Genomic DNA, 13,755 nt, shown 5'->3' with positions numbered 1-13,755 from the left:
AATCCGCTTCCATCGCAACCGCGTCCGTTGACTGGAATAGAGATCATCATGAATCGCCTGACGTTTTATCTCCTCGCAGGACTCGCAGGGACGTGTGTCAGCACAGCGGCATCCGCCCATGCCGATATCGGTGTCTATCTCGGCGTTCCCGGTCCGGTCTATGCCGCGCCCGAACCCGTGTACGAGGCACCGCCGCCCGTCGTGTATGCGGCACCGCCCGCTGCGGTCTACGAACCGGCCCCCGCCTATGGTTACTACCGCTACGACCACGACGAAGACGAACACCACTGGCACGACCACGGCCGTCATCGTGGCTGGGAACATCACCACGGCGACGACGACTGACCGGCGCGTCCGACAGCTTGATCGTTGCGCGCGCAACCTCATGCGCGCGCCCGCCTCCCCCTGCATCTGCAAGTCCCTCGCCCCCTCCCGCGACAGCAGTCCTGTTCGGCCACGCCAGGATAGGTCTATCAAGTTGTCTAGCCAATAAACGATTACAACGCGCGCCGCAACCCGCCTCCTGCCTTCTTTCCCGCGTGCAATGCGCAAGTGTCAGCACGATTACACCTTCCGCCAGCAAAAACCCTACTTGTCTCAATATGTGAGAGCCGTTATCTTGTCTATACAACACGGCTGACGTGACAGCCGGCTGTTGACCATGCCGCCATCCGTCACGGCGGCGTCGAAAGATATATTTGGAGACTCCACGTCAATGAAGAAGTTTGCCCTGTGCATTGCGATGCTCGCCGTCGCCACCTCGGTCTGCGCGAAGGACTGGACCACGGTCCGCTTTGGCGTGGACGCAAGTTATCCCCCGTTCGAATCGAAGAGCACGGACGGCAAGCTGGTGGGCTTCGACATCGACGTCGGCAACGAAATCTGCAAGCGCATCAACGCGAAGTGCGTTTGGGTGGAAAGCGAATTCGACGGCATGATTCCGGCGCTCAAGGCGAAGAAGTTCGACGCCGTGCTCTCCTCGATGTCGATGACGCCGCAGCGCGAAGCGCAGATCGCATTCTCGTCGAAGGTCTTCCACACGCCTAGCCGTCTCGTCGCGAAGAAGGGCTCGAGCCTCCAGCCCACGGCGGATTCGTTGAAGGGCAAGACAGTCGGCGTCGAGCAGGGAACGACCCAGGAAGCCTACGCAAAAGCCAATTGGGCGCCGAACGGTGTGAAGATCGTGCCTTACCAGGATCAGGACCAGGTCTATGCGGATCTGCTCTCGGGCCGCCTCGACGCCGCGCTGCAAGACGCCGTGCAGGCCGACCTCAGCTTCCTGAAGACCCCGCGCGGCGCAGGCTTCGCGTTCACGAACGGCGAACTGGCCGATCCCAGCGGCATTCTCGGCAACGGCGCCGCCATCGGCCTGCGCAAGGACGACGCCGACCTGAAGGTGAAGATCGACAAGGCGCTCGCGGACATGCTCAAGGACGGCACGTACAAGAAGATCGAATCGCGCTACTTCGCATTCGACGTGTACGGTTCCTGAGCCTGACCGGAGCACACTATTAGCGATGAAGGCGCGGGCGCTCCCGCGCCTTTTGCCCTTTGCGCCGCCCGCAACTCTCCCCGCCCTCACGCCATCATGCAGATCCAGACCCATCCGCTCATTTCGCCGGCGCTCGGCACCGCGCGGCACCTCACGAGCTTCCACTATGGCCCCACCGGCGCGCAGAAGATCTATATCCAGTCTTCGCTGCATGCCGACGAACTGCCGGGCATGCTGGTCGCCTGGGCTCTGCGCCGACGCCTTGCCGCGCTCGAAGCCGAAGGCAGGCTGCGCGGCGAAGTCGTCGTCGTGCCCGTGCCCAATCCCATCGGCCTCAATCAACGCCTGCTCGGTCAGCTGCTCGGCCGTTTCGAAAGCGGCACCGCAGCCAACTTCAACCGCCACTTCCACGATCTTGCCGAACTCGTGCTCCCGCGCGTCGGTCCTCGCCTGAGCGGCGACGCGCAGCAGAACGTGGCCGTCGTGCGCGCTGCGATGCGCGAGGCGCTCGACGAACAGACGCCCACCACCGAACTCGGCTCGCAGCGTCTTGCGCTTCAGCGCCTGTCGTACGACGCCGATGTCGTGCTCGACCTGCATTGCGACTTCGAAGGCGCGCTGCATCTCTACACGAACCCCGACCTGTGGGCCGATGTGGAGCCGCTCGCGCGCTATCTCGAAGCGAAGGCATCGCTTTTTGCGCTCAATTCGGACGGCAATCCCTTCGACGAGATTCACAGCTTCTGCTGGTCCGCGCTGCGCGAGCGCTACGGCGAGCGCTTTCCGATTCCCAACGGCGGGGTTTCCGTGACGATCGAGCTGCGTGGCCAGGCAGACGTAAGCTACGACTTCGCCGAACGCGACGCGAACGCCATCATCAACTACCTCACGCATCGCGGTGTGATCGAGGGCACGCCCGCGCCGCTGCCTGCGCTCGAATACGCGGCCACGCCGTTCGCGGGCGCCGAAGCGCTCATTGCGCCGGCCTCCGGCGTGCTCGTGTTCCGCACGCCGGTGGGTGTGCTGGTCGAACCGGGTCAGCCGATTGCCGATGTCATCGATCCGCTGACCGATCGCGTCGTCACGATCACGAGTTCTGTAACCGGCATGCTGTACGCACGCCAACGCACGCGTTTCGCCACCGCGGGGATGGAAGTGGCGTGGGTGGCCGGCGCCACGCCATTGCGCAGCGGCTCCCTGCTTCCCGACTAAGCGATGAAAACAGCAAATCGCCCAACATGGTGCGGTCGCGCCCGATAACGGACACCCTGTCCGGCACAGTTCGTTTGGAAACGAAACGATGTGTGACGGGGCGTAACAGGGGGGCCAGCAGGCACCCCGCAGGAGATGGTGCCTGCCGCTGCGGCGCAGTGAGGGCGGGAGCGAGCGCGATTTACACTTGCTTTCGATTCTTTACCTATGCGCGATGAGTTGAACTTTACGATCGGTTGCGCCTGGGATATCGGGCCCCAAGGCGGCCGGAGACCTCCGTTTCCGGCCGCCTTGCTCATTCGTAAATAAGTCAGCGGAATGGCCCACAATAAATGAACAGCTTCGATACCGTCATTCTGGGAGCCCTCACCCAAGTCGATCTGCCGCCACTGCTCAATCATGCGATCCGGGTGATGGTGGGACTTTATACGTTCAAGGGTTATTTCCTCATCCCGCTCATATGGTGGATCTGGTTTCAGCCGAACGAGCGGCGCGAGTGGCGGCGCGAGATGATGATCGCCACGGTGACGAGCGGCCTGATCGCGCTCGCCGTGGGACGCCTCCTCGCGCGTTTACTGCCGTTCCGCCAACGGCCGCTATTCAATCCCGATCTGCATCTGCATTTCGCCTCGTCGTCGCTGCGGGCGGCCGGGCTCACCGATTTCAGTTCGTTCCCGAGCGATCACGCCATGCTGTGGGTGGCGATTGCGATGAGGATCTTGCTGGTATGGCGCGTGATCGGCGCGCTGGTGATGTTATACGTGATGCTAATTATCTGCTTGCCGCGTGCGTATCTGGGCTATCACTACCCCACGGATCTGATAGCGGGCGGCGCGATCGGGGTGGCGATCACCTGGCTGATGACGCGCGATGCCGTGAGGAAGCGGACCGCCGAGCCCGCCTTGCGCCTGATGGTGCGCTGTCCCGGGGCGGCTGCCGCATTCACGTTTCTCGTGAGTTTCGAACTGATCACGCAATTCGACGATCTGCTCAGGCTAGCCCACTCCGCGGTGCACGGGATGATCTGAAAACCGGCGGGCGGCGTCTTCAATACGCCGCCCGAGCGGCTTCACACTGCGCCCGGATTGACGTACGCCGTCTTGACCGTGGTATAGAACTCGCGGGCATAGCTGCCTTGCTCGCGCGGGCCGTAGCTCGAACCCTTGCGGCCGCCGAACGGAACGTGATAGTCCACGCCCGCCGTCGCGGTATTCACCATGACCATGCCGGCCTGAACGTGGCGGCGGAAGTGGTTGGCATAACTGAGCGAAGTCGTGCAGATGCCGGCCGACAGACCGAACTCCGTGTCGTTCGCCGCCTCGAGCGCCTCGTGATAGTCCTTCACCTTGATGACCGAGGCGACCGGGCCGAACACTTCTTCGCGGTTGATGCGCATTTGCGCAGTTGTGCCGGTGATCAGCGCCGGGGCAAGGAAATAGCCGCGCGCGGCGCCTTCCACGCGCTCGCCGCCGTACACCTCGCCGCCCTCTTCACGCGCAATGGCAATGTAGCGTTCGTCCTGCTGCAACTGCTTGTCGTCCACCACCGGCCCGATATGCGTGCCGTCCGCCAGCGCGTCGCCCGTCTTCAGCGATTTCATGCGCGCCTTCATCGCTTCGATAAAACGGTCGTGAATGCCTTCGGTCACGATGAGGCGGCTCGACGCCGTGCAGCGCTGCCCCGTCGAGAAGAATGCGCCGTTGATGCAGGCTTCCACGGCGACGTCGAGATTGGCGTCGTCCAGCACGACCATGGGATTCTTGCCGCCCATCTCCAGCTGGAATTTTTTGCCCGTCGCAAAGCACTTCGCGCCGATCGCGCGGCCCGTCGGGACCGAGCCCGTGAAACTCACGGCATCGACATCGGGCGAGTTGACGATCGCCTCGCCCACCACCGAGCCGCGCCCCATCACGAGGTTGATCACGCCGGCCGGCGCGCCCGCTTCCGCAATGATCTTCACGAGTTCCCAAGTGCTGGCCGGCACGAGGTCGGCGGGCTTGATGACGACCGTGTTGCCATAGGCCAGCGCCGGCGCGATCTTCCAGGCGGGAATGGCGATCGGAAAGTTCCAGGGCGTAATGAGCCCGATCACGCCGATCGGCTCGCGCGTCACCTCGACGGTCATGCCGGGGCGCACCGAAGGCACGATCTCGCCGCCAAGGCGCAGCGCCTCGCCGGCAAAGAACTTGAAGATCTGCGCGGCGCGGCCTACCTCGCCGATGGCCTCGGGCAGTGTCTTGCCCTCTTCGCGCGCGAGCAGGCGGCCCAACTCGGCCTTGCGCGCGAGAATGACGCTACCCACCTGGTCGAGCAAATCGAAACGCTGCTGCGGCGTGGAGAGCGACCACTGCGCAAAGGCCTTGCGTGCGGCGGCGATGGCGTCGCGCGTCTGCGCGTCGTCTGCCTGCGCGAACTCGCCGATCACGTCGTCGAGATTGGAGGGATTGATGTTGGTGGATGCCGTGGCGCCGGGCACCCACTGGCCGCCGATGTAATTGTCGAACTGGTTCATGTCGCGTTTTCCGATTCAGTGGCTCACAGCAATCCGCGCGCAGCCAGATTGCGATAAAGCGCGCGCACGCCGAAGGTCCACGGCGCGAGTTCCGTGCTCAACTGCACGGTGTTGATGAGCGCGCCGAGCTCCGGCGCTGAGATGGTGACCTTGTCGCCCAGGTGATGTGTAAAGCCGCCGCCTTGCGTGTCGCGATCCTTGATCGGCGAGAACATGGTGCCGAGAAACAGCATGAAGCCATCGGGATACTGGTGATGTGGGCCCCACGTCTGCGCCACGAGGTCGGCCGGGTCGCGGCTGATTTCGCTCATGTGGCTGATGCCCTCCAGCACGAAGTCGTCGTCCGTGCCCTCCACGCGCAGCGCGACGCTCGTCTTGCGCACCGTGTCGAGGCTGAACGACTCGTCGAACAGACGCACGAACGGACCGATCGCGCACGAGGCGTTATTGTCCTTGCACTTGCCGAGCAGCAGCGCGGAACGGCCTTCGATGTCGCGCAGATTGACGTCGTTGCCGAGCGTCGCGCCGACGATCTCGCCGCGGCTGTTCACGGCCAGCACGATTTCCGGCTCCGGGTTGTTCCAGACCGAAGCGGCCAGCAAGCCGACATCCGCGCCGAAGCCCACCGCCGACATGGGCTGCGACTTCGAAAACACTTCCGCGTCGGGCCCGATGCCCACCTCCATGTACTGGGACCACGCGCCGCGCCGCTCGAGTTCCGCCTTGAGCTTCATTGCGTCTTCCGAGCCCGGCTTGATCTTCGAGAGATCGGTGCCGATCGTGGCAGCGATGGTTTCGCGCACTTCCCGCGCTTTCGCGGGATCGCCGCCTGCCTGCTCCTCGATCACGCGCTCGATCAGGCTAACCGCGAACGTCACGCCGCAGGCCTTGATGGCCTGCACGTCGTTGGGCGCGAGCAGAAGCAGCGCGGGCTCCACGCTGCCGGGCAGATTCGCGTCGATCAGCTTTTCCACCGGGCCGAGCGATTCGCCGTTCACGGTGCGCGCAAATTGCGCGAGGTCCTCGCGGTCGAACAGATCCGCGGTAGTCGGCGCGCTGGCCGTGATATCGATGACTTCGCCGTTGCGCACGAGCACGACGGAGGGGCCTTCGTGCTGGCCCGCGTTGCGCCACACGCGGCCAACGAGCAGCGCCTGCCCGACATCGCCGGGAAGCCAGTTTGATGGGGGGTTCGAGGTCATGGTGCGTCCAGTTGGGTCCGATGGTTAGTGCGAATGGCGCGGATTGCCGCGCTCGGCGATGACTTTCAGATAGAGCGTGGCCGGTTCCAGACACCCGCCCGTGGACAGTTGCCCCACCGTCTTGCGGTAAAGCTCCTGCCAGGGCGTCTGTGCCGGCGGAACCTCGAAGTGCGCCGTTTCGCGGCGCCGCGCCAGTTCGGCTTCGTCGACCAGCACGTTCACGCTGCGCGCATTCAGATCCACGCGAATGCGGTCGCCCGTTTGCAGCAGCGCGAGGCCGCCGCCCACCGCCGCCTCGGGCGACATGTTCAGGATCGACGGGCTCGCCGACGTACCGCTTTGGCGGCCGTCGCCCAGCGTGGGCAGCGAGGTGATGCCCTGGCGCACCAGTTCCGCCGGCGGCGCCATGTTCACCACTTCGGCGCTGCCCGGATAGCCCACCGTGCCCGTGCCGCGAATCACGAGAATGCAGCGCTGGTCGATTTCGAGCGACGGATCGTTAATGCGCGCGTGGTAGTCCTCGGGACCGTCGAACACGATCGCGCGCGCCTCGAAGGTATTTTCCGCGCCCGGCTCGCTCAGATAGGTTTGCCGGAAGGCGTCGCCGACCACTGACATCTTCATGATCGCGCTGTCGAAGAAGTTGCCCGAGAGCACCATGAAGCCCGCGCCGTGCTTGAGCGGATCATCGGTTGTCCTGATGACTTCGCGATCGGGCTCCGGCGTGCTGTCGGCAATGGCGCCGATGGTGCGGCCCGAAACCGTGAGGCATTCGCGGTGCACGAGGCCCGCGCGATCGAGTTCGCGCAGCACGCCTGGCACGCCGCCCGCGCGGTGGAAGCTCTCGCCCAGAAACTCGCCTGCCGGCATGCAGTTCACGATCAGCGGCACCTGTTCGCCGACGCGCTGCCAGTCTTCGAGGCTCAGCTCGATGCCCATGTGCCGCGCGATCGCAATGAGGTGCGGCGGGCAGTTGGTGGACGCGCCCAGTGCGGAGGCCACGACGATGGCATTCTCGAACGCCTCTTTCGTCATGATGCGCGACGGCCGCATGTCGTAGCGCACGAGGTCCACAATGCGCTTGCCAGTTGCGTACGCCATCTGCCCGCGCTCACGGTAAGCGGCCGGAATGCTGGCACAGCCGGGCAGCGACATGCCCAGCGCTTCGGCGAGGCTGTTCATCGACAGCGCCGTGCCCATCGTGTTGCAGTGGCCAATGGAGGGCGACGAAGCGGTCGTGAGCTCCATGAAGCCCTCGTAGTCGATCTCGCCGGCCGCCAGCAGATTGCGCGCGTGCCAGATGACCGTGCCCGACCCGACACGCTGGCCGTTATGCCAGCCGTCGAGCATCGGGCCGCCCGACAGCACGATGGCGGGCATATCGACCGTTGCCGCGGCCATCAGGCAAGCAGGCGTGGTCTTGTCGCAGCCCGTGGTCAGTACGACGCCGTCGAGCGGAAAACCGTGAAGAATTTCGACCAGACCCAGATAGGCCAGGTTGCGGTCGAGCGCCGCCGTGGGCCGGCGGCTCTGCTCGGCAAGCGGATGCACCGGAAATTCCATCGGGATGCCGCCCGCGTCGCGAATACCCGCCTTCGTGCGGGCCGCCAGCTCGATATGGTGCCGGTTGCAGGGGGCGAGATCGCTCCCCGTTTGCGCAATGCCGATGATGGGGCGGCCCGATTGCAGTTCTTCGCGGGTCAGACCGTAGTTCATGAAACGCTCGACATAGAGCGCAGTCATGTCCGCATGGGCGGGGTCGTCGAACCATTCCTGGCTGCGCAGGCGCCGTGCGTTGGGCTGGGTCGTATCACTCACTTGCTAGTTCCTTGTCTCGACGATGTGGCGCGCGCATATTCGAGTCCGCGCCAGTTTGTTATCGGTAACATTTCTGGATATTAGCACTTTGCGCCTGCCCTGTGCACCAGGTGAGACCACGCGTTTTCCCGACCCTGGCGTCGGCTTCCGACTTGCCGCGGCGCCTCGTCTCATGCTAATTTAGCGCCCGCCGTGTTACCGATAACAAAATAGCGCGCTGTTCACAGCCAGCGCCGAGATCCAGCAAGTACGCCACGAAGCTCGTGGAATCGCTCCCCAGCAGCGGGACAATTCGAAGGCACATGTGAAAGGAGACACATCCCATGCCAACCCTGACCCAGATCGCGGACTCGCCGGCCGCCGTCAACGAAGCCGAAGAACGGCTGTACCGCAAGGTCCTGAAGCGCATCCTGCCGCTTCTGCTTCTGTGCTACGTCGTCGCCTACCTCGACCGCGTGAACGTCGGCTTTGCCAAGCTGCAGATGCTCGATTCGCTCGGCCTGAGCGACAGCATCTATGCAGTGGGCGCAAGCATTTTCTTCTGGGGATACTTCCTCTTCGAGATGCCGAGCAACCTGCTCCTGCATCGCTATGGCGCGCGTTTCTGGATCGCGCGCATCATGGTGACGTGGGGCATCGTGTCTTCGTCGCTCGCCTTTATCGCGCCGCTCGCGAGTTTCTTCCACGTGCAAACCTCGACGATGTTCTACATCCTGCGGTTTCTGCTCGGCGTCTGCGAAGCGGGCTTCTTCCCCGGCATCATTCTTTACCTGAACTACTGGTTTCCCGCGCGTCGCCAGAGCGTCGCGATGTCGGGGTTCCTGGTCGCCATTCCGGTGAGCCTCACGCTCGGCGGCATTATCTCGGGCTGGCTCATGGAAAACACGCATGGCCTGTTCGGCCTCGACGGCTGGCAGTGGATGCTGCTCCTCGAAGGCATTCCTTCGATCCTGGTCGCCTTCGTGGTGCTGCTGCGCATGGGCGACGGCATTCAGTCGGCGAAATGGCTGAGCGCCGCCGAAAAAGCCGTGCTGCAAAAGAATCTCGAGCAGGAAAGCGCGAAGAAAACGCATAGCGCCATGGCGGCGCTGAAAAGCCCGCGCGTCTGGCTGCTGACGTTCATCCTGCTGACTTTCAATACTGGCTTCTATGGTCTGGCGTTCTGGCTGCCTTCCATCATCAAGGCTTCCGGCGTGAAGAGCACGTTCAATATCGGCCTGCTGACCGCCATTCCCTATCTCAGCGCCGTGGTCGCCATGATCTGGAATGCGTCGCACTCGCGCAAGACGGGCGAGCGCCGGCTGCATGCGGCTATTCCGGCCTGTATCGGCGGCGCCGGCCTGATTCTGAGCGCACTCTTCGCGCACAACGTGCCGCTCTCCATCGTATTCCTGACTATCGCCACCTGCGCGATCCTCGGGCTCATGCCGATTTACTGGACTTTCCCTGGGCAGATTCTCTCCGGCACGGCCGCGGCGGCCGGTATTGCGCTCATCAACTCGGTCGGCAACCTGTCCGGCTTCACGGGCTCCATGATTACCAGCGTCGCGAAGGACCTGACCGGCGACATCAACAACGGCACCTATGCGCTGGGCGCGTGTCTGCTCGTGAGCTGCGTTCTGATCCTATCGATTCCGAAAAGCATGCTGAACCGCGATCCCGTGGAAGAGAACTGAGCGTTATGCGAATCGGCTAAATCGTCCGTTGCGAGGACCACCTTCCGGGTGCGCCTTCCTTACACAATTCCGTTTTAAAAATTGCGTCGGCCTTGCGCCGGCGCTTTTTTTTGCCCTTCGCAGTCTGGCGAGCACAGGCAATCGTCCTGCCGAAAGCCCCCAGCGCCTCCACAAAAACCATGCAAAAAAAACAATTGGAATTGTCTCAAGAATTGCAGCACGCTGCCGATAAGACGTGAACACTGTTTTTCGCCCGACGCACCGCCATCGGCGCATTGACAAGCAACGGAGACGCTGTGATTCGAAACTGCCTTGGAGGCCTGCTGCTCGCGCTCAGTTGCATTGGCACCGCGGTTGCCGCGGGCCCCGACTGCTCGCGCTCATTTACGCTCGCCTTACACGATCACGGGCTGCTCTACTCCGTCGACACGGACACGGGCATCGACAAGGACTTCGCCGACGCTCTCGCGCGGCGCAGCGGCTGCCAGATCCGCGTGAGCCTGATGTCGCGCGCGCGCATCTGGAAACTGATCGAATCGGGCGCGCTCGATTTCAGCCTCTCGGGCATTGCCAACGAAGAGCGCAATCAATACGCGGATTTTGCCTGGTACTTCAGCAACAAGTACTATCTGCTGGTTCGCAAGGATTCGGGCATCCATCAACTGGCCGATTTCGAGCACAACGACAAGTTTCAGCTCGGCGTGATTCGCAGCTTCCGCTACAGCGAGTCGGCCAACCGGCTGGTCGATTCGCTCTCCGCCGAAAACCGCGTGAGTCAGGCCGGGGGCCTCGAGCCGCTTTACCAGGCGTTGATCCTTGGCCGCATTCAGGGAATGATCATCGAGCCGTTCGATTATCCCGCCATCGACGAAGCGAAGATTCGGAGCGTAACCAATATCGTGGAGTTCGACGATCCACCCATTCCACATGGACTCATCATGTCGAAGAAGGCGCTCTCGCCCGAGGAGCGGGACAAGTGGCGCGCCCTGGTCAACGAGATGATCGCCGACGGTACGGTGCGGCGCATCTTCACGAAGTATTTCAAGCCTGACCTCGCCGACTCGATGGTCCCCTTCTAGACGCCGCCATGACCCGGACGCGCCTCGTTCTGCTCCCGCTACTGGTTCTCGCCGCCGCGCTCGGCGTGACCTGGACGCTCTGGAACCACGAGCGGGAAGCGGCCCGCCACGAACTGCTCACGCAGTTCGACTTCTCGCTCGGCGACGTCGTGAGCCGCATCGAACAGCGCATGGGCACGTACGAGCTGTTGCTGCGCGGCGTGCAGAGCCTCTTTGCCGCCAGCGGCGAGGTCGATAGCGACGCGTTCCGGGCATACGTCAATACACTCAATCTCGACGCCAATTTTTCCGGCATCCAGGCCATCGGCATCGTCGCGTGGGTGCCGCAAACGCAAAAGGCCGCGCATGTCACGGCCATGCAACACCGCGGCTTGCCAGGCTACTCGATCGCGCCCGATGGTGCGCGCGCGAACTATGCACCCATCATCCAGCGCGAGCCGTATATCGGCGCCAATCGCGCCGCGCCCGGCTTCGACGCCTGGATCGATCCGGTGCGCCGACGCGCCATGGAGCAGGCGCGCGACACCGGCATGGCGACCATTTCCGGCAAGGTGCGCCTCTCGGTCGACACCGATCCCGGCGCCGACCCCGGCTTCGTGATGTACATGCCGGTCTACGCACGCGGCTTGGCGCCGGCAAACGCCACGGAACGCGAGGCGCAACTGGTGGGCTGGGTCTATGCGTCCTTTCGCATGCACGACGTCATCGCAAGCCTCTACGGCGAGGAGCCGCCGGGCCTCTCGGTCTCCATCTACGACGGTGTGGAATCGTCGCCGGACGCGTTGCTCTACAGAACGTCGGGCGCCTCCCCCCATCACCTGCCCAGCGATCTTTCGGCGACCGAATACCTGGTCGTCTGCGGACACGACTGGATGCTCAAGCTGATGGCGCGCGACGGCTTCAAAGCGCGCTTCGGCCGCGACGCGGCAACGCTCATCGCGATCACCGGCACGGGCCTGAGCCTGCTGCTCGCGCTGCTCACGCGCCTCATGATGACGGGTCGCAGCCGCGCGATACGGATGGCGTCGTCGATGACGAAGGAACTGCGCGAAAGCGAGGAAAAATTCCGCGCCATTGCGGACTGCACGGTCAACTGGGAAATCTGGTGGTCGCCCGAAGGCAAGCCGCGCTGGATCAACTCGGCGGTGGAGCAGTACATCGGCTATACCGTCGACGAGTGCATGGCGATGAGCGACTTCGCCTGCACCGTGATCTATCCGGGCGATGCCTCCTACGTCGCGCCCGAATTTCGCGGCGCGCAACTGGGCTCGCGCGGCGACAATCTGGAATTCCGCTGCGTACGCAAGGACGGCTCGCTCATGTGGCTCTCCGCGTCGTGGGTGCCGATTACCGACTCAAAGGGCGATTTCATCGGTTTTCGCACGAGCGGGCGCGACATCACCGAGCGCAAGATCGCCGACCAGCGCATCAAGGAGCTGGCCTTCTACGACGCGCTCACCGGCTTGCCCAATCGCACGCTGCTGCTCGACAACCTCAAGGACGCCCTGACCGATAGCGCGAGGAACGGCACGAGCGGCGCCCTGCTGTTCATCGATCTTGATCACTTCAAGACGCTGAACGACACGTTGGGCCACGACAAGGGCGACCTGCTGCTGCAGGAAGTGGCCAAACGCCTGGCGGCGAGCATACCCGCGGGCGACACCGTGGCGCGCGTGGGCGGCGACGAGTTCGTCGTCGTGGTGGGCAACCTGAACCCCGTTCCCTGCGAAGCGGCACGCCAGGCCGAGGCCCTGGGCGAGCGGATTCTCGCCGTGCTCGGGAATCCTTATCGACTCGACGAGATCGACTACCGCAGCACGGCGAGCATTGGCGCAACCGTATTCAAGGGCCTCCAGGCGTCGACGGACGACCTCATGAAGCAGGCCGATCTCGCCATGTACAAATCGAAGGAACGCGGCCGCAACGCGGTGCGCCTCTTCGACCCCGACATGCAGACGGTCGTGGTGGAGCGTGCCGCGCTCGAAGCGGCGCTGCGCGAAGCCATCGAGAACGAAGAGTTCGTGCTTCACTACCAGATGCAGATCGACAGCGGCCGCGTCACCGGCGTCGAGGCGCTGGTGCGCTGGCGGCATCCGCTGCGCGGGCTGGTGTACCCGGCCGATTTCATTCCCGTGGCTGAAGAAACCGGGCTCATTGCCGAACTGGGCAGCTGGGTGCTGCGCGCGGCCTGCACCCAGCTGGCGCGTTGGGCCATGCAGCCCGACACCGAGCATCTGACCATTGCGGTCAACGTCAGCGTGCAGCAGCTTCACCAGCCGGACTTCGTGCAAGGCGTGCTGGCCACGCTCGAACAGACCGGCGCGAGAGCGGACCGGCTGAAGCTCGAGTTGACGGAAAGCGTGCTGGTCGACAACGTGCAGGAGATCATCGAGAAAATGGAGGCGCTCAAAGCGAACGGCATCGTCTTCGCACTCGACGATTTCGGCATCGGCTACTCGTCGCTTTCGTATTTGAGGCGCCTGCCGCTCGATCAACTGAAAATCGACCGCTCCTTCGTGCGCGATGTCCTCGTCGATCCGAACGACGCCGTAATCGCCCGCACAATCGTGGCGCTCGCGCACAGCCTGGGCCTCGGCGTGATCGCCGAAGGCGTCGAGACCGAGGAGCAGCGCGCCTTCCTCGCCTCGGCCGGATGTTATGCATACCAGGGCTATCTGTTCTGCCGCCCGATTCCTGTCGAGGAGTTCGAGGCGGCATTGCGTGGGTTCGAGGCGTCGGAGTGCATCACGGAGTAAGCGCGCCC

Annotated in this window: 10 protein-coding genes; 7 read left to right on the top strand and 3 right to left on the bottom strand. The window is 63.7% G+C overall.

Annotation, left to right across the window (positions count from 1 at the left end; translation table 11 throughout):
• Positions 1 to 48: 48 nt before the first annotated feature.
• The 4 genes from M3I53_RS24685 to M3I53_RS24670 all read left to right on the top strand — a co-directional run bounded on the left by M3I53_RS24685 (position 49) and on the right by M3I53_RS24670 (position 3,732).
• Entirely contained in the window at positions 49 to 345 is a 297-nt protein-coding gene (locus tag M3I53_RS24685) for a hypothetical protein (protein ID WP_254318466.1), read from the top strand.
• A 370-nt stretch (positions 346 to 715) separates the two neighbouring features.
• Complete coding sequence (locus M3I53_RS24680; protein ID WP_254318465.1) at positions 716 to 1,492, top strand: ABC transporter substrate-binding protein; 777 nt, start codon at positions 716 to 718, stop codon at positions 1,490 to 1,492.
• Positions 1,493 to 1,588: 96 nt separating this feature from the next.
• Positions 1,589 to 2,704, top strand: a complete 1,116-nt coding sequence (locus tag M3I53_RS24675) for a succinylglutamate desuccinylase/aspartoacylase family protein (protein WP_254318464.1) — start codon at positions 1,589 to 1,591, stop codon at positions 2,702 to 2,704.
• 332 nt (positions 2,705 to 3,036) lie between these two features.
• Positions 3,037 to 3,732 carry a phosphatase PAP2 family protein gene (locus M3I53_RS24670; protein WP_254318463.1) on the top strand — a complete coding sequence of 232 codons (696 nt, stop codon included), beginning with the start codon at positions 3,037 to 3,039 and terminating at the stop codon, positions 3,730 to 3,732.
• 41 nt (positions 3,733 to 3,773) lie between these two features.
• Here the strand turns inward: M3I53_RS24670 and M3I53_RS24665 are convergent, their stop codons facing one another.
• Genes M3I53_RS24665 through M3I53_RS24655 form a run of 3 tightly spaced genes read right to left on the bottom strand, consistent with a single transcriptional unit; the run spans position 3,774 to position 8,236 of the window.
• Entirely contained in the window at positions 3,774 to 5,216 is a 1,443-nt protein-coding gene (locus tag M3I53_RS24665; protein ID WP_254318462.1) for an aldehyde dehydrogenase family protein, read from the bottom strand.
• A 23-nt stretch (positions 5,217 to 5,239) separates the two neighbouring features.
• Entirely contained in the window at positions 5,240 to 6,418 is a 1,179-nt protein-coding gene (locus M3I53_RS24660) for a fumarylacetoacetate hydrolase family protein (RefSeq protein WP_254318461.1), read from the bottom strand.
• A gap of 24 nt (positions 6,419 to 6,442) precedes the next feature.
• Complete coding sequence (locus M3I53_RS24655) at positions 6,443 to 8,236, bottom strand: IlvD/Edd family dehydratase (RefSeq protein ID WP_254318460.1); 1,794 nt, start codon at positions 8,234 to 8,236, stop codon at positions 6,443 to 6,445.
• 323 nt (positions 8,237 to 8,559) lie between these two features.
• Here M3I53_RS24655 and M3I53_RS24650 point away from each other — a divergent pair, with 323 nt between their 5' ends.
• From M3I53_RS24650 to M3I53_RS24640, 3 genes are all read left to right on the top strand, one after another.
• Positions 8,560 to 9,912, top strand: a complete 1,353-nt coding sequence (locus M3I53_RS24650; RefSeq protein WP_254318459.1) for an MFS transporter — start codon at positions 8,560 to 8,562, stop codon at positions 9,910 to 9,912.
• Positions 9,913 to 10,208: 296 nt separating this feature from the next.
• Positions 10,209 to 10,991 carry an ABC transporter substrate-binding protein gene (locus M3I53_RS24645; protein WP_254318458.1) on the top strand — a complete coding sequence of 261 codons (783 nt, stop codon included), beginning with the start codon at positions 10,209 to 10,211 and terminating at the stop codon, positions 10,989 to 10,991.
• A gap of 8 nt (positions 10,992 to 10,999) precedes the next feature.
• Positions 11,000 to 13,747 carry an EAL domain-containing protein gene (locus M3I53_RS24640; protein ID WP_254318457.1) on the top strand — a complete coding sequence of 916 codons (2,748 nt, stop codon included), beginning with the start codon at positions 11,000 to 11,002 and terminating at the stop codon, positions 13,745 to 13,747.
• Positions 13,748 to 13,755: the final 8 nt, after the last annotated feature.

The sequence above is a fragment of the Paraburkholderia sp. CNPSo 3272 genome, assembly GCF_024206495.1.
GTDB lineage: Bacteria > Pseudomonadota > Gammaproteobacteria > Burkholderiales > Burkholderiaceae > Paraburkholderia.
Note: the sequence above shows the minus strand (reverse complement) of the source record. Positions and strands in the feature narration are given on the sequence as shown.